Source organism: Streptomyces umbrinus (assembly GCF_030817415.1).
GTDB classification, from domain to species: domain Bacteria; phylum Actinomycetota; class Actinomycetes; order Streptomycetales; family Streptomycetaceae; genus Streptomyces; species Streptomyces umbrinus_A.
This window is the reverse complement of sequence record NZ_JAUSZI010000002.1, coordinates 4609849-4634321: the sequence shown is the minus strand read 5'-3', so window position 1 is coordinate 4634321 and position 24473 is coordinate 4609849. Positions and strand designations below refer to the sequence as shown.

Here is a 24473-nt window from a genome sequence, read left to right as displayed (position 1 = left end):
CGCGGGCCCCTCACACCCGCCGGGCCGACACCGCCACCCCCATGACCTCCCGCGCATGCCGGTTCGGCACCATGCCCAGGCGCCATGCCTGCCAGCCGGCCTCCAGGTCGGCCCCCCGTTCCAGGAGCAGTTGGTACGCCTCGATGTAGTCGTCGAGCTTTCCGTCGCGGGTCGGGTGGCCGGTGCGGGAGAGCTGGGTCAGTTCCTCCTGGGCCACCGCCGTGCCGACCTCCACGCCGCCCGGGGAGGCGTACGGCAACAACGTGCAGCGCAGGAAGCGGGACCAGTCCTCGCCGCGGCGGTCGCCGTAGGAGGCGAAGAGGGACGCGGCCTCGTCGCAGAGGGTGAGGGCCGGCTGGGTACGGGCGTTGCCGGCGTCGACCACCGCCAGTTCCAGGCAGGTCCAGGCCTCGCCGTGGGCGACGCCGATCCGCTGGAAGTCGGCCCGTGCGTCGACCAGGAGCTGGCGGGCGAAGCCCGAGTTCCGCAGGGAGCCGGTCTGGGCGGCACGCTGGTCGCGGGTGACCCGGGCCGAGTGGTGGCGGGCGCAGGCGAGTCCGTACACGTCTCGGATGCGGGAGAACATCGTACGTGAGCGTTCCAGTTCACGGACCGCCTGATCGAGGTTGCCGGTCTCCTCCAGGGCCTGGCCGAGGTAGTAGACCGTCCAGGCCTCGCCCCGTGAGTCCTCGTTGTCGCGGTGGCGGGAGGCCGCCTGGCGCAGGCCGTCCACCGCCGAGGACGGGTCGCCGTCGACCAGGCGGGCCCGGGCGAGCTGGGTGAGGGCCCAGGCCTCGCCGCGGGCGTCGCGCGTGCGGCCGTACAGATCGAGGGCCTCGCGGAGCTCGGACTCGGCGCGCGGTACGTCGCCCATGCGCAGACCCAGCTGGCCGAGCTGGAAGTGGGCCCACGCCTCGCCGTGCACGGACTCGCCCTCGCGGTGCAGGACCAGGGCCTGGGTCAGGAGGTCGAGCGCCTCGCGCAGTCTCGCGCGGTCCCGTTCCACGGCCGCCAGCGCGTGCATCGTCCAGGCGCGGTCCGCCGAGAGCTCGGGGGAGGCCTGGAGGTCCATGGCCTCCTGGAGCTTCGCCGCCGCCTCCGTGAGATTGCCCTGGTGGTGGAGGGTGATCCCGAGCGAGCAGAGCGCCCGTGCCGCGCCCGCGTCGTGGTGCGCCTCGAAGTAGAGGTCGACCACGGAGGCCAGTTGCGTACGCGCCTTGTCCAGCTCGCCGAGCTGGCGGGCCGCGATGCCCGTGCGCCACTGGACCGAGCGCACCAGCAGTCCCTGGTCGACGGCCTGCGTCAACTCGCTGATCTCGCCCAGGCGGTAGAGGTCGCCGCGCAGCAGGCAGTAGTCGCACAGCGCGCCCAGGAGGTTGAGCACAGTCGCCTGGTTGACGCCCTCCGCGTGCCGCAGGGCCGCCGTGATGAAGCTCGACTCGTCGTCCAGCCAGCGCAGGGCCGCGTCCAGCGAGGTGAAGCCGTGCGGGCCGAACTGGTCGGCGCGGGTGGACGTCTTGCCGTCGACCAGGCGGATCACCGAGTCCGCGAGCTCGGCGTAGTTCGCGATGAGACGTTCCTGCGCGGCCGTGCGCTCGGACGGCTCCTCCTCGTCGAGGAGGCGGGCCTGCGCGAAGGCGCGTACGAGGTCGTGCAGGCGGTAGCGGCTGCCGCGTACATGGTCGATGAGGCCCGCGCGGGAGAGTGCCTCCAGGTGGCGGGTCGCCTCCGGCTCGTCCGTCGCGAGCAGGGCGGCCGCCGCGGCCGCGCCCAGCGAGGCGCGGCCCGCCAGCGCGAGCCGTCGCAGCAGCCGCCGCGCCGTGTCCGACTGGTCGGTGTAGCGCAGCCACAGCACCCGCTCGACCGGCTCGACCGGTCCGTACGCCGCCAGGTCGCCGGCGAGCCGGCTGGGTGTGCGCGGGCCGAGGGACGAGCCCGCGATGCGCAGCGCCAGCGGGAGGCCGCCGCACAACTCCCTCACCTGGTCGGTGGATTCGGCGTCGTACGGGGACGAGTCGTCCTGTGCCGCCGCCTTCAGGAGCTCCTCGGCGCCGGGCGCGGTCAGCGGTTCCACGGCCAACTGGTGCACCCAGGCGGGGAGATCGGCGGGCAGGTCGAGGGGTTTGCGGGCGGTGACCACGACGAGGCTGTCGGAGCGCTCGGGCACGAGCGTGCGCACCTGGTCCACATCGCTCGCGTCGTTGAGCACGATCGTGACCGGGAGGCCGGTCAGATGCTTGTGGTAGAGCTCGGCGAGCCGCCTGACCTGCTGGTCCTGCGAGGAACGCTCACGGAACAGCAGCTGCTCGCGGGGTGCGCCGAGACGGTTGAGCAGGTGCAGCAGAGCGTCGCGGGTCGTCAGCGGCGACTCCTCCGGGCTGTCGCCGCGCAGGTCCACCACGCACGCGCCGCGGAACTGGTCCTTCAGTTCGTGCGCCGCCCGGACGGCGAGGGTGCTGCGGCCGGAGCCGGGCGCGCCGTACAGCACGACCACCGTCGGTTTGGTCTCCGTGCTCGCCCGGGCCGCGTGCACCCACTGCGCGACGCGCAACAGCTCCTGCCGACGGCCCGCGAACGGACCGACCGGCTCGGGAAGTTGGCCGAACGACTGCTCCAGGACACTCCGTCTGCGGGCCGCCGCGCTCTTGTCCGTACGCCGTAGCTGGGGCGCCCCCTTCTTCGCGCCGGTGGACGCGATGAGGACGCGCTGCTGGTCGAAGAACGGCCGGATGCCGCGCACCTCCAGGGCGGTCAGCCACGCCAGGCGCAGCTGCTCCGGGCCGCCGGGCTGGCCGAGGGCCCCCGCCCGGCGGCTCGCGGCCGGCAGATGGGAGGCCGTCACCTTCGCCACCGTGGCCGCGGCGCCCGCGATGCCGACCACCGCGCCGGCGGCCACCGCAGTGCCTGTGCCGATGCCGAGCGCGAGGTCCGCGACGACGGCCGCGAGCGCGGCAACCGCGGCCACCAGCAGGGGAGTTCCGGCGCCCTCGCGGGCGTACCGCTGGCCGAAGGTGAGCCGGCCCACCTCCGCCTCGTCCAGCGCCGAGGTGAACGCCTCGTACTCCTCCGTGGCGGTCTGCTCCATCGTGTCCAGAGCGGCCCGTGCCCGCGACAGCAGCGCGCCCCCGTCGGCCCGCCCGCCCGAACGCCGGACCTCCTCCTCCACGGCCCGCACCAACAGCCGTTCGGCCTCCGCCCGATGGCTGTCCCGCATATCGCGTCCCCCTCCGCCGGTAACGGCTTTCTTGGTCAAGTGTCCTGCGGATGGGCGGGGAAGGCGAGAGAGTCAGCCTCTGTCATGACCACGCCCAACCGGATTGCGTCGGACCCATCACCTACCCCCGGCGCGCACGGGTGATCCGCATTGCCCACCGGGTACTGCGGCAGGATGGACCCCATGCCGAACCGACTGGCCCATGAGACGTCTCCCTACCTCCTCCAGCACGCCGACAACCCCGTTGACTGGTGGCCCTGGTCGGCCGACGCCTTCGAGGAGGCACGCAGGAGCGGCAAACCCGTGCTGCTGAGCGTCGGGTATTCGAGTTGCCACTGGTGCCACGTCATGGCGCACGAGTCCTTCGAGGACCAGGAGACCGCCGACTACCTCAACGCGCACTTCGTGAGCGTCAAGGTCGACCGGGAGGAGCGGCCCGACGTCGACGCCGTCTACATGGAGGCCGTGCAGGCGGCGACCGGGCAGGGCGGCTGGCCCATGACGGTCTTCCTCACACCCGACGCCGAGCCGTTCTACTTCGGCACCTACTTCCCGCCCGCGCCCCGGCAGGGGAGCCCCTCCTTCCGGCAGGTCCTCGAAGGTGTGCACAGCGCGTGGACCGACCGGCGGGACGAGGTCACGGAGGTCGCCGAGAAGATCGTGCGGGACCTGGCGGGCCGGGAGATCGCGTTCGGCGACACCCAGGTGCCCGGCGAGGAGGACCTGGCGGGGGCGCTGCTCGGCCTCACCCGGGACTACGACTCCGGCCACGGCGGCTTCGGCCGCGCGCCCAAGTTCCCGCCATCCATGGCCGTCGAGTTCCTGCTGCGGCATCACGCCCGCACAGGCTCCGAGGGCGCGCTGCAGATGGCCGCCGACACCTGCGAGCGGATGGCCCGCGGCGGCATCTACGACCAGCTCGGCGGCGGCTTCGCCCGCTACTCCGTCGACCGCGAGTGGGTCGTGCCGCACTTCGAGAAGATGCTGTACGACAACGCCCTGCTGTGCCGGGTGTACGCGCACCTGTGGCGGTCCACCGGGTCCGACCTCGCGCGCCGTGTCGCCCTGGAGACGGCCGACTTCATGGTCCGCGAACTCCGGACGAACGAGGGCGGGTTCGCCTCCGCCCTCGACGCCGACAGCGACGACGGGAACGGGAAGCACGTCGAGGGCGCGTACTACGTCTGGACGCCCGCGCAGCTCCGCGAGGTCCTCGGTGAGCAGGACGCCGAACTCGCCGCCGACTACTTCGGCGTGACCGAGGAGGGCACCTTCGAGGAGGGGGCCTCCGTCCTCCAGCTCCCGCAGAGCGAGGGCGTGTTCGACGCCGAGAGGATCGCCTCCATCCGTGCGCGGCTCCTCGAAGCACGCGGCGAACGCCCCGCCCCCGGCCGGGACGACAAGGTGGTCGCCGCCTGGAACGGTCTCGCCGTCGCGGCCCTCGCCGAGACCGGCGCGTACTTCGACCGCCCCGATCTGATCGAGGCGGCACTCGGCGCCGCCGACCTCCTCGTCCGGCTCCACCTGGACGAGCACGCCCGGCTCGCCCGTACCAGCAAGGACGGCCGCGTCGGCGCCAACGCGGGTGTGCTGGAGGACTACGCGGACGTCTCGGAGGGCTTCCTCGCGCTCGCCTCGGTGACCGGCGAGGGCGTCTGGCTGGAATTCGCCGGTTTCCTGCTCGACCACGTCCTCGTGCAGTTCACCGACGAGGAGTCAGGAACGCTGTACGACACGGCCGCCGACGCCGAGAAGCTCATCCGCCGCCCGCAGGATCCGACCGACAACGCCACGCCCTCCGGCTGGAGTGCGGCCGCCGGCGCTTTGCTGAGCTACGCGGCCCAGACCGGCGCCGAGCCCCACCGGGCCGCCGCGGAGCGGGCGTTGGGCGTCGTCAAGGCGCTCGGTCCGCGCGCCCCGCGCTTCATCGGCTGGGGTCTCGCCACGGCCGAGGCGCTGCTCGACGGGCCGCGTGAGGTCGCCGTGGTCGGACCGGTCGACGATCCGGCGACCAAGGAGCTCCACCGGGCGGCCCTCCTCGCCACCGCGCCCGGCGCGGTCGTCGCCGTGGGCGCTCCTGACAGTGACGAACTGCCTTTGCTCGCGGAACGATTGCTTGTGAGCGGTGAACCGACGGCGTATGTCTGCCGTAACTTCACTTGTGACGCTCCGACGACCGATGTCGACCGTCTCCGGGAGGCCCTCAAGCGCTGAGCGGTGAAAGCGCCTGCTCAGTGGGGGTTAATGTGCGCACGTGTTCGGATACGTCCTACAAGTCGACTGACCATTCCGAAACACGCTATTTATCAGAACACCTCCCGGACTTCACAGAACCCCCATAGTCTCTGTCCCGGACACGACAGGAGTGACTCGCTGTCGTGACAGGGGGTTATGGGGATCCTGGGGGGATCTGTTGCTTACGTCTGTGCTCATTGCTGCCGTTTCGCTTGCCCTTTTCGGGATGGCTGCCTTCACTTTGTGGTGGCAGATGCACGCGTGGCGTACGCCCGAAGTGCTCGCGTCCACCCGGTTCAGCAGTCCCGACGGGGGTGAACACCTGTCGTTCTCGCTGCTGCTGCCGGCGAGACACGAGCAGGCGGTGCTCGACCACACCATCCAGCGACTGCTGGAATCCAGCCACACCGACTTCGAGATCATCGTGATCGTCGGCCACGACGACCCGGAGACCACCGAGGTGGCCTGCGAGGCCGCGGAGCGCGACCCGCGCGTACGCGTCGTCGTCGACACCCACGAGAAGAAGAACAAACCGAGGGCCATGAACACGGCGTTGCCGCACTGTCGCGGTGACGTCGTCGGAGTCTTCGACGCCGAGGACCAGGTCCACCCGGAGCTCCTCGCGCACGTCGACCACGCCTTCCGGTCGACCGACGCCGACGTCGTCCAGGGCGGCGTCCAGCTGATCAACTTCAACTCCAGCTGGTACAGCCTGCGCAACTGCCTGGAGTACTTCTTCTGGTTCCGCTCGCGGCTTCACCTGCACGCGCAGAAGGGTTTCATTCCTCTCGGCGGCAACACCGTGTTCGTCCGCACGGACGTCCTGCGGGCCGCCGACGGCTGGGACCCCGACTGCCTCGCCGAGGACTGCGACCTGGGCGTGCGGCTCTCCAGCATCGGCAAGAAGGTCGTCGTCGCGTACGACTCCGACATGGTGACCAAGGAGGAGACCCCCGGCAGCCTGATGTCGCTGCTCAAGCAGCGCACCCGGTGGAACCAGGGCTTCCTGCAGGTCTACCGGAAGAAGGACTGGAAGCAGCTGCCCGGCTTCGGCCAGCGGCTGCTCGCCCGCTACACGCTGATGACGCCGTATCTCCAGGCGATCTCCGGCGTGATCATCCCGCTCAACGTGGCCGTGGCGCTCTTCCTCGACGTCCCGGTCGGCATCGCGTTCATCACCTTCCTCCCGGCCGTCACCGCCTTCGTCACCTTCGTCTTCGAGCTTGTCGGACTGCACGACTTCGGCAAGCAGTACGGGCTTCGCGTCCGATTCGTCCACTACCTCAAGCTCATCCTCGGCGGCCCCTTCTACCAGGTGCTCCTCGCCGGAGCGGCCGTCCGTGCCGTGTGGCGTGAGCAGCGGGGCCGCAACGACTGGGAGCTGACCAGCCATGTCGGCGCACATCTCACCGATATCGGGGCCGCCCGCGCCCTCGAAGCCACTGAAGCAACCGTTGCCGCGGCCGTAGCGTCCCGCGGGTCCCGAGAGGACGTTCCTGCGTGACCTCCACCCTTCCCGCGGTGACCACCCCAAAGGTCCCCGCGCAGCGGACACCTGTCCCCGAGGCCGGTTCGACTCCTCGAACGACCCCGCTCCCGTCCCGGCTGCGCACCTCGCGTGCCGACCTGATCCTGTGCGGCGTTCTCCTCGTGGTTGTCATGACCGTGCAGGGCTGGAACATCGCCGACTATCCCGCGCTCAGCGACGACGAGGGCACCTACCTCGCCCAGGCCTGGTCCGTGCAGCAGGGCAACGGCCTCGCCCACTACACCTACTGGTACGACCACCCGCCGCTCGGCTGGATACAGATAGCCCTGCTGACCTGGATACCGTCCCTGATCAGCCCCGAGTCGATGACGGTCGGCTCGATGCGGATCGTGATGCTCCTGGTCAGCGCCATCAGCGCGGTCCTCGTCTACGTACTGGCCCGCCGCCTGTGGCTGCCCCGCTGGGCGGCCGGGCTCGCGATGCTGCTCTTCGGGCTCTCGCCGCTGTCGGTCGTCCTCCAGCGGGAGATCTTCCTCGACAACATCGCGGTGATGTGGACGCTGGTGGCGTTCTGCCTCGCCGCCTCCCCGAGCCGCCACCTCTGGCACCACTTCGGGGCGGGCCTCGCGGCCGCTGCGGCCGTCCTCACCAAAGAGACGATGATCTTCGTGCTGCCCGCGGTGATGATCACCATGTGGCGCCACAGCCACCGGGACACCCGCAAGTTCGCCCTCACCGGCGCCATCACGGCCTGCGTGCTGATCGGCCTGTCGTACCCGCTCTTCGCCCTCCTCAAGGGCGAACTGTTCCCCGGCGGCGGACACGTCTCGCTGTGGGACGGCCTCGAATACCAGCTGACCAGGCCCGGTTCGGGATTCATCCTCGACCAGGGCTCCGGCTCGTACGGCGTCCTGCAGTCCTGGCTCTACTACGACCGCGTGCTGCCCCTCGGCGGCCTCGCGGGCGCCCTGCTCCTCCTGGTCACCTGGCGCTGGTCGGTGACCGCGCGAGCCCTGGCCGGACCCGCGTTCACCGTCGCCATCCTCGCGCTGGTCGCCCTGCGCCCGGCCGGCTACCTGCCCGCGATGTACGTCATCCAGGCCCTGCCGTTCCTCGCGCTCGTCCTCGCCGGAGGCGCCGCGAGCGTCGCGCACGGCGTGCTGCGCAGGTGGCGGAGCACCGACGAGAGGGAGTTCGTCACCCGCGCCCGGTACGCGGTCGCGGCACTGCTCGTCGCGGCCTCGGCGGCGTACGTCGTACCCCGCTGGTACGACGGCGACCGCACCGCCGTCACCGCCGACGCCAACGCCCCCTACCGGGCGGCCTCCAAGTGGCTGGCCACCGAGGTCGACCACCCCGAGGACACCCGCGTCCTCGTCGACGACGCGCTCTGGCTCGACCTCGTGCACGCGGGCTACGAGCCGGGCCTCGGCGTCATCTGGTTCTACAAGGCCGACCTCGACCCCGCGGTGACCAAGACGATGCCGCGCGGCTGGCGCGACATCGACTACGTCGTCGCCTCCCCGACCGTGCGGCGCGACGCGGCCGACCTGCCCAACGTCAAGCAGGCGATGAAGCACTCGACACCCGTCGCCACCTTTGGCAGGGGCCCGGACCGGATCGAGATCCGGCAGGTCAGGGGCGGCTCCACGGCAAGCACGACGGGCACGGACGACACCGCCGACGAGGCGACCACCGGAGGCGACCGATGACGTACGAGTCCACCGTCCCGGGGGAGTTGCACGACCCCGCCCTGAAAGCGGCCTCCTCCGTTCCCGAACCCGGCGCCGTCACCATCGTCGTGCCGACCTTCAACGAGTCCGTGAACATCCGGGAGTTGCTGCACCGGATCACCGAGTCGGTGCCCTCGCGGCTGCCCTGCGAGGTCGTCTTCGTGGACGACTCCACCGACGACACACCCGAAGTCATCCGGGACGCCGCGCGGGACTGCCCGTACCCGGTGACCGTGCTGCACCGCGAGACACCGGTCGGCGGGCTCGGCGGCGCGGTCGTCGAGGGCATCCGGGCCGCGAGCTCCGACTGGATCGTCGTCATGGACGGCGACCTCCAGCATCCCCCGTCCCTGGTACCGGAGTTGGTGGCCGCGGGCGAGCGCGAGCACGCCGGGCTCGTCGTCGCCTCCCGCTACATCAAGGGCGGCAGCCGGGCCGGACTCGCGGGCGGCTACCGCATCGCCGTCTCCCGCGGCGCGACCTTGCTGACGAAGACGCTGTTCCCGCGGCGGCTGCATGGCATCAGCGACCCGATGAGCGGCTTCTTCGCGATCCGCCGCAGCGCGGTCACGGCGGACGTCCTCAAGCCGCTCGGCTACAAGATCCTCCTCGAAATGGCCGTACGCGCCCGCCCGCGCCACGTCACCGAGGTGCCGTTCGTCTTCCAGGACCGGTTCGCGGGCGAGTCCAAGTCGACCGCGCAGGAGGGCATCCGCTTCCTGCGGCACCTCGCCGGGCTGCGCACCGCCTCGCCGGTCGCCCGCATGGTGGTGTTCGGGCTGATCGGCGCGACCGGCTTCCTGCCGAACCTCGCCGCGCTGTGGGCCCTCACCTCCGTCGGGATGCACTACCTGCCCGCCGAGATCGTCGCCAACCAGTTCGGCGTCGCCTGGAACTTCCTGCTCATCGAGCACCTCTGCTTCCGGGACCGCCGGCAGCACCGGCGCTGGTGGGACCGCTCGGGCCGGTTCGCGCTGCTGGCCAACGCCGACCTGGTGCTGCGCATCCCGCTCATCGCGCTGTTCGTGGGCCAGTTCGGGATGTCCGTCCTCGGCGCCACCGCACTCGCCTTGGTGACCACCTTCGTCCTGCGGTTCGCGGGGACGGAGGCCCTGGTCTATCTGCCGCGGAAGGGAGGGCGCGCAGGAAACACGACGGCCGCCGAGACGGGCCGTCACGCAGGGAGCCGCACAGCAAGGAGATCCAGCTGATGTTCAGTAGACCCGCTCCGAAGTTCAGAAGACCTGCCCGCTCCGGACGACCCGCCCGCCCTCGCCGCCGTACCGCCCTGCTGGCCGTGGGCGCCCTCACCTCGGGGCTGCTCCTCATCGCCCCGCAGCCCGCCTCGGCCGCCAACCTCGTGAAGAACCCCGGCTTCGAGACCGCAGGCACGGACGACATGCCGTACTGCTGGGAGAAGTCCGGCTGGGGCGACAACGACTTCACCTTCTCCACGGTCGGCGACGCCCACTCCGGCTCCAAGGCCATGAAGGTCGAGCTGACCCGCCGCACCGAGGGCGACCGCAAGGCGCTGATCACCGAGTCCGCCGAGTGCGCGCCGGTCGTCAGCGTCGGCAAGCAGTACGACCTCGGGCTCTGGTACAAGTCGACGACCCCGGACACTTCGCTCACGCTCTTCCGGCACGACGCGACCGCCGGCTGGCAGTACTGGACCGACCTCAAGACCCTGCCGATCAGCGGCAGTTGGGCCGAGGCCACGGTCCGTACGCCCGAGGTCCCCGCGGGCACCGACCGCATCACCTGGGGCGTCTCCGTCTACGGCACCGGAGCCGTGACCACCGACGACTACACGATGGACCAGGTCGCCGACCCGATCCCGGACCCCGTGTGCACCGGCACGGCCGAGGAGTGCGCCAACGGCAAGTGGGACGTGCTGCCCACGCAGAACCCGGTCCGCTCCATGCACTCCGTCGTCCTCAACAACGGCAAGGTGCTGCTGATCGCGGGCTCCGGCAACAGCGAGGAGATGTTCAAGGCGGGCACGTTCACCAGCGCGGTCTACGACCCGGTGAACGGCACGTACAAGCAGATCCCCACGCCGAAGGACATGTTCTGCGCCGGGCATGTGCAGTTGCAGGACGGCCGGGTCCTCGTGATGAGCGGCAACAAGGGCTACCCGTCTGCCGACGGCACGATCGGCTACCAGGGCTACAAGGACTCGTACACCTTCGACCCGGTCACCGAGACGTACAGCAAGACGAACGACATGAACGACGGGCACTGGTACCCGTCGGCGACGATCCTCGGCAACGGTGACGTGATCTCCTTCGGCGGGCTGAAGGAGGACTCCACGGGGTCCGTGACGGCCGAGCGCTGGTCGGCGGCCGAGAACAAGTGGCTGCCGCTGTGGCAGGTCAACCAGACCTGGTCGTACTGGGGTCTGTACCCGTCGATGGTCCTGATGCAGGACGGCCGCCTCTTCTACACGGGCAGCCACACCTTCGGCAACAACATCCCCGGCACGGGTTCGGCGATCTACGACTACGACGCCAACACCACGACCGAGGTGCCAGGCCTGCAGCGCAAGGACGAGCGCGACCAGTCGGCGAGCGTCCTGCTGCCCCCGGCCCAGGACCAGAAGGTCCTCACCGTCGGCGGCGGCAACATCGACTCGAACCCCGACGCGAACCGGCTCACGGACATCATCGACCTGAAGTCCGCCAACCCCGCGTACGTCGCCGGGCCGCCGCTCCCGCAGGGCACCGTCGACCTGGGCAACGGCAAGATCCCGCAGACCGGCAACCAGGGCAAGATGTACGTCTCCACCGTGCTTCTGCCCGACGGGAAGGTCCTGGAGACCGGCGGCGCCCTGCACAACCGCGCCAACCCCGTCTACGAGTCGTCGATCTTCGACCCGGCGACGGAGACCTTCGACCCGGTGGCCGCCGACCCCGAGGCCCGCGGCTACCACTCCTCCGCGTTCCTGCTGCCGGACGGCCGGGTGATGGCGACCGGCGACAACCCGGGCAACGGCTCCTGGAACCACAACGTGTCGATCTACACCCCGCCGTACCTTCTCAAGGGCGCCCGCCCGACGATCACTTCGGTGATCGACAACGAGTGGACGTACGGCGACACGCAGCGCATCACGGTCGACCGGCCCATCGCCAAGGCGGAGCTGATCCGCCCGGCCGCGGTGACGCACTCGTCCGACCCGAACCAGCGCTTCGTGGACCTGCCGCTCTCCGTCGACGGCAACAACGTCGACCTGAACGTGACGAGCAACCCCAACCTGGCCCCGCCCGGCTGGTACATGCTCTTCGCGGTCGACGCGAGCGGTGTGCCGTCGGTGGCGAAGTGGGTCCACCTCCAGGGCCCGTCGGCCATGGCGGCGGCCTCCGACACGCCCTCGGCGCACGAGCACTCCTTCGCGGACTCCCTCGAAGGCAAGGTCAAGAAGCCCGGCAAGAAGCGCTCCTCGGCCAAGGTCAGCCCGACCGTGGCCGGCTGCGACCGCCACTACGGCTCCGTCAACGTCTGCGTACCGACCGTCTTCCCGGACGAGGTCAAGAAGACGACGGCGGCCCGCTGCGCCTGGCTGAAGGAGAACGACTACGGCCGCCTCAAGATCAACGGCAAGGACGACCCGCTGCGTCTGGACCGCGACAAGGACGGGGTGGCGTGCGGGAAGGGTGACGTGACGAGGCGCTGAGCTCGCCTTGGTGAGTCGGTGAGTTCGTGAGACGGAGTTGCCCCCGCCCCTTCCAAGGGGCGGGGGCAACTGCCTTCTTCTGTTACTCGGTCCGTGGCGTGAGCCCGTGCTCCAGGACGTCCATGGCGCGGTCGACGAGGCCGGCGAAGTCATCCGCGTGGTCGTGCTGGGCCCAGTACAGGGACACCTCCATCAGACCGCCGATGAGGGACATCGCGAAGACGCGTACCTCGAAGCTGTCGGGGCCCCGGCCGGTGCGCTCGCCGATGACCTGGCAGAGCAGATGACTCGTGACCGACATGCTCTCCATCATCCGAGAACGCACCGCGGGCACTTCGGCCATCAGCCTGGTCCGCAGCCGGGTGACCTCGGCGTCCTCGGCCATCCCGAGACCCACGGCCTTCCCCAGTACGTGCCGGAGGGAGTCCATCGGCGGCTCGTCGGCCGGCCGTGCCCGCAGCTCCGCCTCCAGCAGCGGGTCGTACTCGTCCGTGAGGACGATGTCCTCCTTGGTCGGGAAGTAGCGGAAGACCGTGGACGGCGACACCTCGGCGAGCTCGGCGATCTGCTCGATCGTCGTGGCGTCGTACCCCTGCTCCTCGATCAGCCGGTAGGTCGCGTCACGGATCGCCGTCCGTGTCTTGATCTTCTTCCGCTCACGAAGTCCCAGCTGGGGGCGGTCGGCGGGGATGGAGCTGCGTGCGGCCGTCATGGGGGTCATTGTCGGCCATCGGCCGGGGCGGAGGCCATGTCCGGGGTCGCCTCCGGGGCCGGCTTCCCCTTCACGGGCCCCGTGACGTCCCGCGACCCGGTGCTCGACTCGGTGTTCGGCAGGAACGCCCCCGCGAGCAGCGCCGCCACCAGCGAGGCGATCCCGCACACCAGCAGGACGAGGCCCATGCCATGGACGTACGCCGAGTTCGCGGAGGTCACCAGGTCGGCGGCGCCCGCGCGGTCGCCGACGAGATGGGCCGCGACCACGGACTCCCGGGCCGTGTCCGCCGCCCCCTCGGGCAGCCCGGTCACATCGAGCCGGTCCCGGAACGCGCTCGCCAGCAGACTGCCGAGCAGCGCGATACCGATCGCCCCGCCGACCTGCCGCAGCGTCATGAGGAGCCCGGAGCCGCTGCCCGCCCGGTCGGCGGGGAGCGTGGCGAGCGCCCCGTCCATCGCGGGGACGACGGCGAAGCCGAAGCCGAGGCCCGCGATCGACAGCCACAGCGCGGTGAAGCCGTACCCGGACTCGACCGTCGTACGGCTGCCGAGGATCGCGGCGAAGGCCAGCACCACCAGACCGGCGCTCACCACGCCACGCGACCCGAACCGTTCGACGACCGGCTGGGCCGCCCTCGCCGCGACCATCAGCCCGCCCATCATCGGCAGCATGCGCACGCCCGTACCGAGGGCGTCGTTGCCGAGGACGGCCTGCAGATACTGCGGGAGCACGAACATCAGGCCGGACAGGACGAACATCACGAGCGTCGCCGCGACCGCGTTGAGCAGGAAGCCGCGGTGCGCGAGCAGCGACATGTCGAGCATGGGGCGTATGGACCGGCGCTCGCGCACCACCAGCGCGGCCAGCAGGACGACGGACCCGGCGATCAGGGCGAGCACGAGCGGGTCGCCCCAGCCGCGGTTCGGCGCCTCGATGATCGCGTAGATCAGCGCGCCGAGCCCGGCCGCGGTGAGCGCGGTGGAGACGGCGTCGACCTTGGGGGAGCTCGGGTCGCGGGTCTCCGGCAGCAGGAAGAGGCAGGCGGCGATGCCGATCGCGGCCATCGGGACGTTGATCAGGAAGACCGAGCCCCACCAGAAGTGGTCGAGCAGCCAGCCGCCGATGATCGGGCCGAGCGGCATGCCGAGCGCGGACGCGGCCGAGATGACGCCGACCGCCTTGGTGCGCTCGGTGGGCGGGAAGAGCGAGGGCAGGACGGACAGGGCGAGCGGCATCACCAGCGCGCCGCCCACGCCCATCACCGCACGGGCGACGACGACCCAGGTCACATCGCCGGCCAGGGCGCCGACCAGCGAACCGGCGAGGAAGACGCCGAGCCCGACCATCAGCATCCGGCGCCGGCCGAACCGGTCGCCGAGCAGCCCGGCCGGGAGCATCAGCGCCGCGAAGACGACGACGTACGCGTCCGCCATCCACTGCTGCTCACCGGTGCTCGCGCCGAGCTCCCCGGCCATCGTCGGGAGCGCCACATTGAGGATCGTCATGTCGAAGCCGAGTACGAGCATGCTCGCGACCAGGGCGCCGAGGGCCCACCAGCGACGGGGGTCGAGGTGTGTCTCGGGAGGTGGAGTGACGGTAGCCATGAAATGAGAGTAACTCTCAAAAGGGAGTTGCTGTCAATGTGAGGGCATGCAAAAGGGCCCCACCGCGCGATGCGGTGGGGCCCTTCGTCGAATGCCGGCTGCGGCGCTCCGGGGGTGTCTCTGCTGGTGCGGGGGCTATCCGTGCTGGTAGGCCACCATCGAGATGCCGACGTAGTGGGTGGCGAACGCCGCGAGCGTGAGGGAGTGGAACACCTCGTGGAAGCCGAACCAGCGCGGAGACGGGTTCGGGCGCTTGAGCGCGTAGATCACGCCGCCCGCGCTGTAGAGGAGCCCGCCCACGATCACCAGGACCAGCACGGCGATGCCGCCCGCCCGCATGAAGTCGGGCAGGAAGAAGACGGCCGCCCAGCCCATCGCGATGTAGCACGGGGTGTAGAGCCAGCGCGGTGCCCCGATCCAGAACACCCGGAAGGCGATGCCCGCGATCGCGGCGCCCCAGATGCCCCACAGCAGCCACTGCCCCTTGGCCTCGGGCAGCAGCAGCATCGTCAGCGGTGTGTACGAGCCCGCGATGATCAGGAAGATGTTCGAGTGGTCGAGTCTGCGCAGCACGCCGTCCATGCGTGGCGTCCAGGTGCCCCGGTGGTAGATCGCGCTGACGCCGAACAGCAGGCAGGCTGTGAGCGCGAAGATCCCGCAGGCGATACGGGCGCGGGTCGAGTCGGCGAGAGCGGTCAGGACGAGGCCGGAGACCAGTACGGCCGGGAACATCCCGGCGTGCAGCCAGCCTCGGAGCTTCGGCTTGACCGGATGCGGCAGGGAGAGCGCTTCGGCGACGCGGTCTACGACCGGCGTGTCCGAGGGCGCGTCGGGGACGGGCGCAGTCATGCAGGGCATCGTACCTACGGAACCGTAAGTTACGCATCAGTCCGACCGCATGAAGGGCGCGAAGTGGCCATGGTCTCACCGGCGTACGAGGCGGAGTTCCACCGGCGTGCGAGGTGAGCGGCTCGCGGGCGACCGGTGGGCCGGGAATGGCCCGGGTAAATGACCGGCAATAAGTGGTGATGCTCACGCTGCTCACGTGTGAGGCCCTCTGGACATATGCGCGGACCCGTCGGATGATCAAATGAGTGCGGTCGGCACCGGATGAGCGCCTAAGCGTCACCACGTGAAGCATCCGGGTCGCAGCCCCCACGGGGCATCAACAACCAAAACCCCTCATCTAGGAGCAATCGTGGCGCGCGACATCGCGGCTCCCTCAACCGTTCCCACCAATCACCAGGAACTGATCTCGTGGGTCAACGAGATCACCGAACTGACGCAGCCGGACAGCGTGGTCTGGTGTGACGGCTCAGAGGCCGAATACGAGCGACTGAGCGAGGAGCTCGTCCGCAAGGGCACCTTCAAGAAGCTCGACCCGATCAAGCGCCCCAACTCCTACTACGCCGCCTCGGACCCGACCGATGTCGCTCGGGTCGAGGACCGGACGTTCATCTGCTCCGAGAAGGAGCAGGACGCGGGCCCGACGAACCACTGGAAGGCCCCCGCGGAGATGCGGGAGATCTTCCAGGGCACGGGCACCGGCGCGGACGCCAAGGGCGGCGTCTTCCGCGGCTCGATGAAGGGCCGGACGATGTACGTCGTCCCGTTCTGCATGGGCCCGCTCGGCTCCGACCTCTCCGCCATCGGCGTCGAGATCACCGACTCGGCGTACGTCGCCGTGTCCATGCGCACCATGACCCGCATGGGTCAGCCTGTGCTGGACGAGCTCGGCTCCGACGGTTTCTTCGTGCGTGCTGTGCACACGCTCGGGGCGCCGCTGGAGGCGGGCGAGGCGGACGTGCCGTGGCCGTGCAACTCCACCAAGTACATCTCCCACTTCCCGGAGACCCGCGAGATCTGGTCGTACGGCTCCGGGTACGGCGGCAACGCGCTGCTCGGCAAGAAGTGCTACGCCCTGCGCATCGCGTCCGTGATGGCGCGTGACGAGGGCTGGCTCGCCGAGCACATGCTGATCCTCAAGCTCACGCCCCCGCAGGGCGAGTCGAAGTACGTGGCGGCGGCCTTCCCGTCGGCCTGCGGCAAGACCAACCTCGCGATGCTGGAGCCGACGGTCGGCGGCTGGACCGTCGAGACGATCGGCGACGACATCGCCTGGATGCGCTTCGGCGAGGACGGACGCCTCTACGCCATCAACCCCGAGGCGGGCTTCTTCGGCGTCGCCCCCGGCACCGGTGAGCACACCAACGCCAACGCGATGAAGACGCTGTGGGGCAACTCCGTCTTCACGAACGTCGCGCTGACCGACGACAACGACATCTGGTGGGAGGGCATGACGGAGGAGACTCCGGCCCACCTGACGGACTGGAAGGGCAACGACTGGACCCCGGAGTCAGGGACCCCGGCGGCCCACCCCAACGCCCGCTTCACCGTGCCGGCCGCGCAGTGCCCGATCATCGCGCCGGAGTGGGAGGACCCGAAGGGCGTGCCGATCTCGGCGATCCTCTTCGGCGGCCGTCGTGCCACGGCGGTCCCGCTGGTGACGGAGTCCTTCGACTGGAACCACGGTGTCTTCCTCGGCGCGAACGTGGCGTCGGAGAAGACGGCGGCGGCCGAGGGCAAGGTCGGCGAGCTGCGCCGCGACCCCTTCGCGATGCTCCCGTTCTGCGGCTACAACATGGGCGACTACATGGGCCACTGGGTGGACGTGGCCAAGGACAAGGACGCCTCCAAACTCCCGAAGATCTACTACGTCAACTGGTTCCGCAAGAACGACGAGGGCAAGTTCGTCTGGCCCGGCTTCGGTGAGAACAGCCGTGTCCTGAAGTGGATCGTGGACCGCCTCGACGGCAAGGCGGAGGGCGTCGAGACGCCCATCGGCATCCTGCCGACGAAGGAGTCCCTCGACACGAACGGTCTCGAACTTTCGGACTCCGACCTCGACTTCCTCCTCACGGTCGACAAGGAGGTCTGGCGCGAGGAGGCGGCGCTGGTTCCCGAGCACCTCAACACCTTCGGTGATCACACGCCGACGGAGCTGTGGGACGAGTACCGGGCCCTGGTGAAGCGCCTGGGCTGACGCCCCGCCGTATGAACTCCGCGGCCGGCCCCGAGTTGCCCTGACCTGCGACGTCGTTTGGGGCCGGCCGCGGTGGCATTTTTTCGCCCCCGCCGCCCCTACCCATTCCCGTCCCCTGGGGCTTCGCCCCAGACCCCGTGGGGTGGGTCGTCGGGTGGAGGTCGGCTGTGGCTGGCCGCGCAGTTCCCCGCGCCCCTAAAAACCTAGGGGTGCGGGGAACTGCGCAGTCTTTTGGGGGTTCGGGGGCGGAGCCCCTGAGTTAGTGACGGCGGCGGGGGCGAAAATAGCCCTACGAGCGGTCCTCCAAATAGCGGGTGTGGGATTCCTGGCGGCGGGCTTCCGCTTCGTGGAGGGTTGTTGCCAGGGACTGGGCCTCGCCGTGGAGTACGGAGAGCTGGCGCTCCAGGTGCCGTTCCGGCGGTTCCGTGCCCGGTGCCAGACGCGTCCACCACCTCGTCCGTACGAACGTGTCGACCGCCTCCGGGATGTCCTGCCGTACAGCCCGGGACACGGCGTGCACCCCCTCCGGGTCCTGGGCGAGGACCTCGGCGACCCAGCCGGGGTCCAGTAGGGCGGCCAGGAGGTCCGTCAGTTCGGTCAGGCGGCCTGCCGCGGCCGGTGGGGAGTTCGATGTCCGTGAGGTAGGCGCGCAGCTTGGCGAAGTCGCCTCGTAGTTCGTCCAGTTGGGCGGACGGGTCCGGGAAGTCCGGGAGCGGCGGCCGTTCAGGGGGAGCGACCAGTGCCCCCGCGCCGTACAGGCCCACGACAACCACCGGCCAGTACGGGCCCGCCACCCCCGCGAACGTCAGCGCCAGGCCGACGATCCCGCACGCGCTGCCGGTGAGGTTCTTGCGGGACTCCAGGTAACCCAGGAACTTATTGGTAGCCACGGATCTCCTCGAAGGCGCCGTCGAGCGAACCCTTCTGGGCGTCGAAGAGCCGGCCGCCGGTCAGCTCGGCGATGTGCTCCAGCTCGCCCCGGTCGGAGTCGCCGAAGAGGATCGGGAAGACCGGGATCTCCCGTTCGGCTTCCGGCAGTGCGCCGTAGAAACCGTCGAACGCCGCCGGGCTCGCCCCCGCCGTGTTCTCGCCGTCCGTCATCAGCACGATCGACGTGAACGCGTCGTCGTCGGCGCCCAGATGCTCGTACGCCTTCTCCAGCGAGGTGTAGATCGCGGTGTCCCCGTCGGCGGTGAGCGCCTCGGTGTCGCGGCGGATCCCGTCGAGCCCCGACTTCGGGTTCTCGGGCCGCACCACATGCGTCCGTACGCTCTTGACCGCCGAGCCGAACGGCATCAGCGTCACCTCCTCCCGGTCGCGGAAGTCGCTCGTCAGATCGGTGAGCGCCTTCTTCAGTCGGCCGAGCCGCCCGTCGTCGCCCATCGAGCCCGAGGTGTCCAGGACGTATACCGTGCGCGAGGGCCTGCGCAGTTTGTTCTCGTACGCGTCCAGGAGGCCGTCTGCCACTGAACGGCTGCCCGGGAAGGGGAGTTCGCGGCGGCGGGTGGTGTCCAGGCCCGTCGCGGGTGGGACCGAGGCGACCACCGGGCGGCGCAGGGTGCGGTCGGTGATCAGCCGCTGGGCCGCCGGTGCGCGCAGCGCCTCGGTGAGGCGGCGGACGTCGTCGCGGACCGCCTGGCTCGTGGACGCGAGCGAGGAGAGCGGATAGTCGGCGGTGACCACGCCGTCGCGCGGCCGGATCACCGTGAGGTCCTTGCGCGCCTTCAGCACCGACTCGTAGTTGAGCAGCGCGTCGACGTCGCCGCGCCGGTCGTACGCCTCCGCCAGCCAGCCCGACGAACCGGACGTCAGCTTCTGTCCCTTGAAGAACTCCGCCAGCCTGGGCGTCGCCTGCTGTACATCCTTGTCCGTCAGCGCGGACTGGGCGTCCGACAGGCCCGACGCCACCGAAACCAGGGTGGAGAAGCCGGAGTTGGAGCGGGACGGGTCGGTCATGCCGTACGTCAGATCGCCGTCCGCCACCGCCTTCTCGATGTCCGCCCAGGTGACGTTCTCCGGCTTCCAGCCCAGCTCTCGTACGGTGGCGTTCTTCACGCCGATGGCCACCGGGCTGGACATGACCGGGGTCTCCGACACGATCTGCTGCGCGGCGGTGGGGTTGAGGCGGAGGTAGTCGTTGGAGGAGAGCCAGATCGCGTCGTAGGTGCCCTTGGCCTTGTCCTTGCCCAGGAGGTTCACGGCGTCGAGGGTGCCCATGTAGGTGGGGCGGACCTTGATGCCGGTGTCCTGCTGGATCTGGGCCAGCACGGTCTTCATGTCTGAGAGTTCGCTGGAGGCGAGGATGCGTAGGGTGCCGGGTTCGGCCTTGTTGGAAGGGTCCGGCTCTTCCGTTGTTGATGTGCATCCTGCCGTCACCAGTGCCAGTGCGATGGCGGCTGCGGCCAGATGGGTGGGCACGGACGACAGGCGGCGGGCCTCGAAGTTGCCCCATCTCATGCGAGGCCCCCGTCCAGCGCCGCCCGCGAGCGGCTGCGGTCCAAGTACGCGCTCGCGTGCTGGAGTTCCGACGTCAGGGACTCCACCGTCGCCGCCATGGACTCCGTGGCCTGGGCCTTGTACGTGTCGATGGTGTCGAGGGTCCGGTAGATCTGCTGGAAGGCCGCGCGGAGGGTCTCCGCGCCGACGGCCGGGTCGGCGGCGATGCGCTGGATCTCGCCGGACTGTGTGGCGAGCATCTCCGCGTTGCCGCGGATGAGGTCCTCGGTCGTGCCGCGCAGGGCGTTGACCTGCTCGACGACCTTGCGCTGGTTGTCGAGGGCGGAGGCGAGCATCACGGAGATGCGCAGCGCGGAGACGGTCGTGGTGGCCGCGCGGTCGACGCCCTTGATCAGCTCGTCGTTGTTGCGCCGGACCACGTCCATCGCCAGATAGCCCTGGGCGCACACCGCGAGCTGGGTGAGCAGGTCCTGGTGCTTCTGGCGGACCGGGAAGAGGACGTCGGCGCGCAAGGTGTCCGCCTGGGCGGGGTCGGCCGCCTCCACGCCGGCTATGTGGCCCTCGACCGCCGCGTCCAGGGCCTCCGTCAGGACGACGTACTCCTGGAGCTTGCCCATGGAGTCCCAGAGTCGGACGCGTTCGGTCTGCAACGCGGCGTTGTCGCGGCGCAGTTCGTCCTGGCCGCCGCGGAGCGAGCCGACGATCTTGTTCAACGTGCCCTGCGCGGAGGCGTACTTGGCGACGTGGTCGCGGAGCTTGTTGCCGCCGGGGAGCCGGGACAGCAGCTTGCGGGCCTTGCCGCCGGGCAGGTCGCGCGGGTCCAGGTCCTCGACGGTGCGCCGCAGTTCGACGAGCGAGGACGAGACGCGGGACTGGGCGTCCTCGCCGTTGGCGGGCAGGCTGCGGATCGTGCGCTCCAGCATGCGGTTCGACTGGGCGGCGGCGCCGCGCATCTCACCGGAGCCGAGGCCGACGATCTCCCCGATCTTCCCCGCGAACTCGGGGGAGCGGGCGTCGAGCGCGGCGAGCCCGTCGACGTACTCGGCGGCCTTGCGCGCCATGTCGGTACGGACCGAGTCGTCGACCGGCACGAGTCCGCCGGCCTTCTCCTTCGGAACGGCCGCGACGGCCTGCGGAGGTGTCAGGACAAAAGTGTCTTCGGTGTTGCTCACTTGCTGTTCCCCCTAGCCCCGCGCCCGGCGCGCCATCTCGTGCAGCACCTTGGAGGCGGGCACGGGCGACTGCCGGACACCGGTCAGCTTCTGGTTGAGATACGTGGTGTGGGCGGCGGTGGCCGCCGTGAACTCGGCGCTCGTGCCCTGCGGCCGGAACCCGTGCCGTACCGCGAGCTTCCGCAACTCCTTGTCCGTGCTGAGGAGTTCACCGAGCGCCCGGCCCTCGTCCGTGAGGGGGACGACGGTGTGGTCGCTGTTCGCGGTGGTGTCGGGGTAGAGGACGGTCAGGTCGCCGACGTCCTGGCCCCGCGCGAGCAGCGAGGCGACCTGCGACTCGTACACGAGGACCAGCGGGTTGCCGACGCCGCTGATGAAGTCCCTGAACGCCGCGTCCGAACTGGTCTGCTGGGCGCCCTGGACGCTGATCAGCTTGCGCATCAGCGGAGCCGTGCGGTTCACCGCGGCGGTGCCGTCGGCGACCCGGCCGCCGTCGGCGACGTACGAGGCGGCGGCGAGGTAGAGCGCACCGGAGTTCGAACTGGTCGGATCCGTGGTGGAGATGAAGAGCGTGCCGCTCAACTCACCGTGCCGCCCTGCCCCCTTGAGCTGTTGCCAGGTGCGGTCGGCACCGGCGGCCTTGAGGTAGGCGGACATCCTGAACGTGCCGTTGCCCTTGGCCGGCAGAGTCGCGAGCCCGTTGTCGGCCAGCACCCCGGCGGCGCTTCGGTGCGCCACGACCACGAGGGGCGAGTAGAAGGGGCGCGGCAGGGGCTGCCGTACGCCGTACTTCGCGGCCAGTTCGTCGGCGGGGGCCTGGCTGGACGGGAAGGCGAAGTCGTACCCCTTGAGGTCGAGTCCCTCCATGGCCCAGGACCCGGAGGTCTCCGTCTTCAGGGTGTAGCCCTTGGCAGCGAGGGCCTTCACCACATCCGGATCGGCGAAGAACTCCGCCTTCTCCGAACCGATCACTCCCAGCACGGTCTTCGTTGCCGTGCTCTTGTCCTGCTTCTCGCGGCCCGCGACGACGGCTGCTGCAACTCCGCCGATCAGGAACACCGCCAGGACGATGGCGACTATTCGTCTCACACCCGGAGCCTGCTCCCGGAACCCAACATTCCGCACGGTTCCGGATGAACGCGGGGTGACGACCCCATCCCAGTACGCAACCGGATCAGCCTGTTCCGGGTGCCCCGTAAGGGGCGCGGGGAACTGCGCGATCAGCCCCCGCCGACCCGCAGATTCGTACCGGCGCCCAGCGGAGCGCAATGGCACCCGGCCCGCGCGTCACTGCGGGCGCACGCGGGCCGGGGCCGACCGGGGGAGCCCTGAGGGCTCAGTGGGTGGTGAGTGCGCGGCGGGCCTCGGTGGCCGCCGTGTGTACGTCCATGCGCTCGGCGGCCAGGATCGCGGCGGCCGTGTCGGCGCGGGACGCCGCGACGACGAGGGCGCGGCCCGCGAGGGCGTGCGCCCGCTCATGGAGCGCCGCGACCTGGGCGGACTCGGCAGTGGTACCGGCACCGGTCACCGACGCGCGGACCGGCGGACGGCCCCCGCGAAGACGCGTGACCTGCGCGGTCAGCCGGTCGGCGGCGACGTCGAGCTCGGCGGACGGTTCGATACCGCGCAGCTCGTCGGTCACGGCCAGCAGTGCCGCGAGGTGGCCGGCGAGCTGGATGTCCAGCTCCTCTTCGCGCGACCGATGGGGAAAGTCGGCGGTGCCGGCCATCGTGTGGACCGACTTGGTGCGGATCGGTTCGTACATGGGAGATGGCCTCCTGTGCTCTGACAGGAAACCATCCTAGCTTGGATTTCGTCTAAAGTTGAGTCGGTTCGGAAAAGCGGGCCGGTTGACCACGGAGCGTGACTGATCGAGCGTCAGGGCTGGCCGTATCCGTCCAGGAAGTTCCCGATCCGGGTCACGGCGTCCGTCAGATCCCGGGCCGTGGGCAGGGTGACGACCCGGAAGTGATCGGGCTCCGGCCAGTTGAAGCCCGTCCCCTGCACCACCATGATCTTCTCGGTCCGCAGCAGGTCCAGTACCATCTGCCGGTCGTCCTTGATCTTGAAGACCTTCGGGTCGAGGCGTGGGAAGAGATAGAGCGCGCCCTTCGGCTTCACGCACGTCACGCCGGGAATCTGCGTCAGCAGCGCGTGCGCCACGTCCCGCTGCTCCCGCAGCCGCCCGCCGGGAAGCACGAGCTCGTTGATCGTCTGCCGCCCGCTCAGCGCGGCGACCACGCCGTGCTGACCCGGCATGTTCGCGCACAGCCGCATGTTCGCGAGGATGGTCAGCCCCTCGATGTACGAGTCGGCGTGCGCCCGCGGCCCCGAGATCGACATCCACCCGACCCGGTACCCGGCCACGCGGTACGCCTTCGACATGCCGTTGAAGGTGAGCGTCAGCAGGTCGGGGGCGACCTTGGCGGTCGGTGTGTGCGTGGCCTCGTCGTACAGGATCTTGTCGTAGATCTCGTCCGAGCAGACCAGCAGGTTGTGGCGGCGGGCGATGTCGGTCAGCCCGCGCAGCATCGCCTCGTCGTAGACCGCGCCCGTCGGGTTGTTCGGGTTGATGATCACGATGGCCTTGGTGCGGTCGGTGACCTTCCGCTCCACGTCGGCCAGATCGGGCATCCAGTCGGACTGCTCGTCGCACCGGTAGTGCACGGCCGTACCGCCGGACAGTGACACGGCGGCGGTCCACAGGGGGTAGTCGGGCGCCGGTACGAGCACCTCGTCGCCGTCGTCCAGCAGCCCCTGCATCGCCATCACGATGAGCTCGGAGACGCCGTTGCCGATGAAGACGTGCTCGACGTCGGTCTCGATGCCGAGGGTCTGGTTGTGCATGACCACGGCCCGGCGCGCCGCCAGCAGGCCCTTCGCGTCGCCGTACCCGTGTGCCGACGAGACGTTGCGGAGGATGTCCTCCAGGATCTCGGGCGGACACTCGAACCCGAACGCGGCCGGATTCCCCGTGTTCAGCTTGAGAATGCGATGCCCAGCCGCTTCGAGCCGCATCGCCTCCTCGAGCACCGGGCCCCGGATCTCGTAACAGACGTTGGCGAGCTTGGTCGACTGGATCACCTGCATGTCCGTGAGCTTACGGCCGGGTAACGCTTCCCGCGGCGTGTTTTCCAC

General features: G+C 70.0%; 15 protein-coding genes and 1 pseudogene. 6 read left to right on the top strand and 10 right to left on the bottom strand.

All coding sequences use genetic code 11. The features are described from left to right. Positions 1-10: 10 nt before the first annotated feature. On the bottom strand, positions 11-3214 hold the full coding sequence (locus QF035_RS20185) for a tetratricopeptide repeat protein (protein ID WP_307521830.1): 3204 nt from the start codon (positions 3212-3214) through the stop codon (positions 11-13). Between the two features lie 183 nt (positions 3215-3397). On the opposite strand from QF035_RS20185, the gene QF035_RS20180 reads away from it, so the two are divergent. The 5 genes from QF035_RS20180 (at position 3398) to QF035_RS20160 (ending at position 12344) form a co-directional block, all read left to right on the top strand. Beyond that, complete coding sequence (locus tag QF035_RS20180; protein WP_307521829.1) at positions 3398-5428, top strand: thioredoxin domain-containing protein; 2031 nt, start codon at positions 3398-3400, stop codon at positions 5426-5428. 199 nt (positions 5429-5627) lie between these two features. Continuing rightward, the gene (locus tag QF035_RS20175) at positions 5628-6953 is read left to right on the top strand and encodes a glycosyltransferase (protein ID WP_307521827.1); all 1326 of its coding nucleotides are present in this window, start codon (positions 5628-5630) and stop codon (positions 6951-6953) included. Then, entirely contained in the window at positions 6950-8650 is a 1701-nt protein-coding gene (locus QF035_RS20170; protein WP_307521826.1) for an ArnT family glycosyltransferase, read from the top strand. Before QF035_RS20175 ends, QF035_RS20170 begins: the two co-directional genes overlap by 4 nt. After that, on the top strand, positions 8647-9882 hold the full coding sequence (locus QF035_RS20165) for a glycosyltransferase (protein ID WP_307521825.1): 1236 nt from the start codon (positions 8647-8649) through the stop codon (positions 9880-9882). The genes QF035_RS20170 and QF035_RS20165 overlap by 4 nt, the downstream gene beginning before the upstream one ends. Next, entirely contained in the window at positions 9882-12344 is a 2463-nt protein-coding gene (locus QF035_RS20160; protein ID WP_307521824.1) for a galactose oxidase-like domain-containing protein, read from the top strand. The genes QF035_RS20165 and QF035_RS20160 overlap by 1 nt, the downstream gene beginning before the upstream one ends. 82 nt (positions 12345-12426) lie before the next feature. On the opposite strand, the gene QF035_RS20155 is transcribed toward QF035_RS20160, so the two are convergent. From QF035_RS20155 to trhA, 3 genes are all read right to left on the bottom strand, one after another. Further along, positions 12427-13056, bottom strand: a complete 630-nt coding sequence (locus QF035_RS20155) for a TetR/AcrR family transcriptional regulator (protein ID WP_307521822.1) — start codon at positions 13054-13056, stop codon at positions 12427-12429. Between the two features lie 5 nt (positions 13057-13061). Next, positions 13062-14663: a DHA2 family efflux MFS transporter permease subunit gene (locus QF035_RS20150; RefSeq protein WP_307521821.1), complete on the bottom strand. Its 1602-nt coding sequence runs from the start codon at positions 14661-14663 to the stop codon at positions 13062-13064. 135 nt (positions 14664-14798) lie between these two features. Further along, a complete protein-coding gene (gene trhA / locus QF035_RS20145; protein ID WP_307521819.1) occupies positions 14799-15512 on the bottom strand; it encodes a PAQR family membrane homeostasis protein TrhA in 714 nt (237 codons plus the stop codon). Positions 15513-15861: 349 nt separating this feature from the next. On the opposite strand from trhA, the gene QF035_RS20140 reads away from it, so the two are divergent. Continuing rightward, positions 15862-17706, top strand: a complete 1845-nt coding sequence (locus tag QF035_RS20140; RefSeq protein ID WP_307521817.1) for a phosphoenolpyruvate carboxykinase (GTP) — start codon at positions 15862-15864, stop codon at positions 17704-17706. 289 nt (positions 17707-17995) lie between these two features. On the opposite strand, the pseudogene QF035_RS20135 reads toward QF035_RS20140, so the two are convergent. From QF035_RS20135 to QF035_RS20110, 6 genes and pseudogenes are all read right to left on the bottom strand, one after another. After that, positions 17996-18578 (bottom strand): annotated as a pseudogene (locus tag QF035_RS20135) (hypothetical protein). Positions 18579-18582: 4 nt separating this feature from the next. Continuing rightward, positions 18583-20163 carry a substrate-binding and vWA domain-containing protein gene (locus QF035_RS20130; RefSeq protein WP_307521816.1) on the bottom strand — a complete coding sequence of 527 codons (1581 nt, stop codon included), beginning with the start codon at positions 20161-20163 and terminating at the stop codon, positions 18583-18585. Continuing rightward, positions 20160-21335, bottom strand: coding sequence for a toxic anion resistance protein (locus QF035_RS20125; RefSeq protein ID WP_307521814.1), 1176 nt, complete (start codon positions 21333-21335; stop codon positions 20160-20162). The genes QF035_RS20130 and QF035_RS20125 overlap by 4 nt, the downstream gene beginning before the upstream one ends. A 12-nt stretch (positions 21336-21347) precedes the next feature. Then, the gene (locus tag QF035_RS20120) at positions 21348-22424 is read right to left on the bottom strand and encodes a substrate-binding domain-containing protein (protein WP_307521813.1); all 1077 of its coding nucleotides are present in this window, start codon (positions 22422-22424) and stop codon (positions 21348-21350) included. A gap of 247 nt (positions 22425-22671) precedes the next feature. Then, positions 22672-23100: an SCO4983 family protein gene (locus QF035_RS20115; RefSeq protein WP_307521812.1), complete on the bottom strand. Its 429-nt coding sequence runs from the start codon at positions 23098-23100 to the stop codon at positions 22672-22674. Positions 23101-23213: 113 nt separating this feature from the next. Next, positions 23214-24425 (bottom strand): pyridoxal phosphate-dependent aminotransferase, encoded by a 1212-nt coding sequence (locus tag QF035_RS20110; RefSeq protein WP_055614150.1) that lies wholly within the window; start codon positions 24423-24425, stop codon positions 23214-23216. Positions 24426-24473 lie beyond the last annotated feature (48 nt).

Bases quoted from the DNA above. Each gene is read 5' to 3' on its own strand.
- QF035_RS20180 (WP_307521829.1), top strand. From the start codon at position 3,398: ATGCCGAACCGACTGGCCCATGAGACGTCTCCCTACCTCCTCCAGCAC.
- QF035_RS20110 (WP_055614150.1), bottom strand. From the start codon at position 24,425: ATGCAGGTGATCCAGTCGACCAAGCTCGCCAACGTCTGTTACGAGATC.
- QF035_RS20130 (WP_307521816.1), bottom strand. From the start codon at position 20,163: ATGAGATGGGGCAACTTCGAGGCCCGCCGCCTGTCGTCCGTGCCCACC.
- QF035_RS20115 (WP_307521812.1), bottom strand. From the start codon at position 23,100: ATGTACGAACCGATCCGCACCAAGTCGGTCCACACGATGGCCGGCACC.
- QF035_RS20185 (WP_307521830.1), bottom strand. From the start codon at position 3,214: ATGCGGGACAGCCATCGGGCGGAGGCCGAACGGCTGTTGGTGCGGGCC.
- QF035_RS20155 (WP_307521822.1), bottom strand. From the start codon at position 13,056: ATGACGGCCGCACGCAGCTCCATCCCCGCCGACCGCCCCCAGCTGGGA.
- QF035_RS20150 (WP_307521821.1), bottom strand. From the start codon at position 14,663: ATGGCTACCGTCACTCCACCTCCCGAGACACACCTCGACCCCCGTCGC.
- QF035_RS20160 (WP_307521824.1), top strand. From the start codon at position 9,882: ATGTTCAGTAGACCCGCTCCGAAGTTCAGAAGACCTGCCCGCTCCGGA.
- trhA (WP_307521819.1), bottom strand. From the start codon at position 15,512: ATGACTGCGCCCGTCCCCGACGCGCCCTCGGACACGCCGGTCGTAGAC.
- QF035_RS20165 (WP_307521825.1), top strand. From the start codon at position 8,647: ATGACGTACGAGTCCACCGTCCCGGGGGAGTTGCACGACCCCGCCCTG.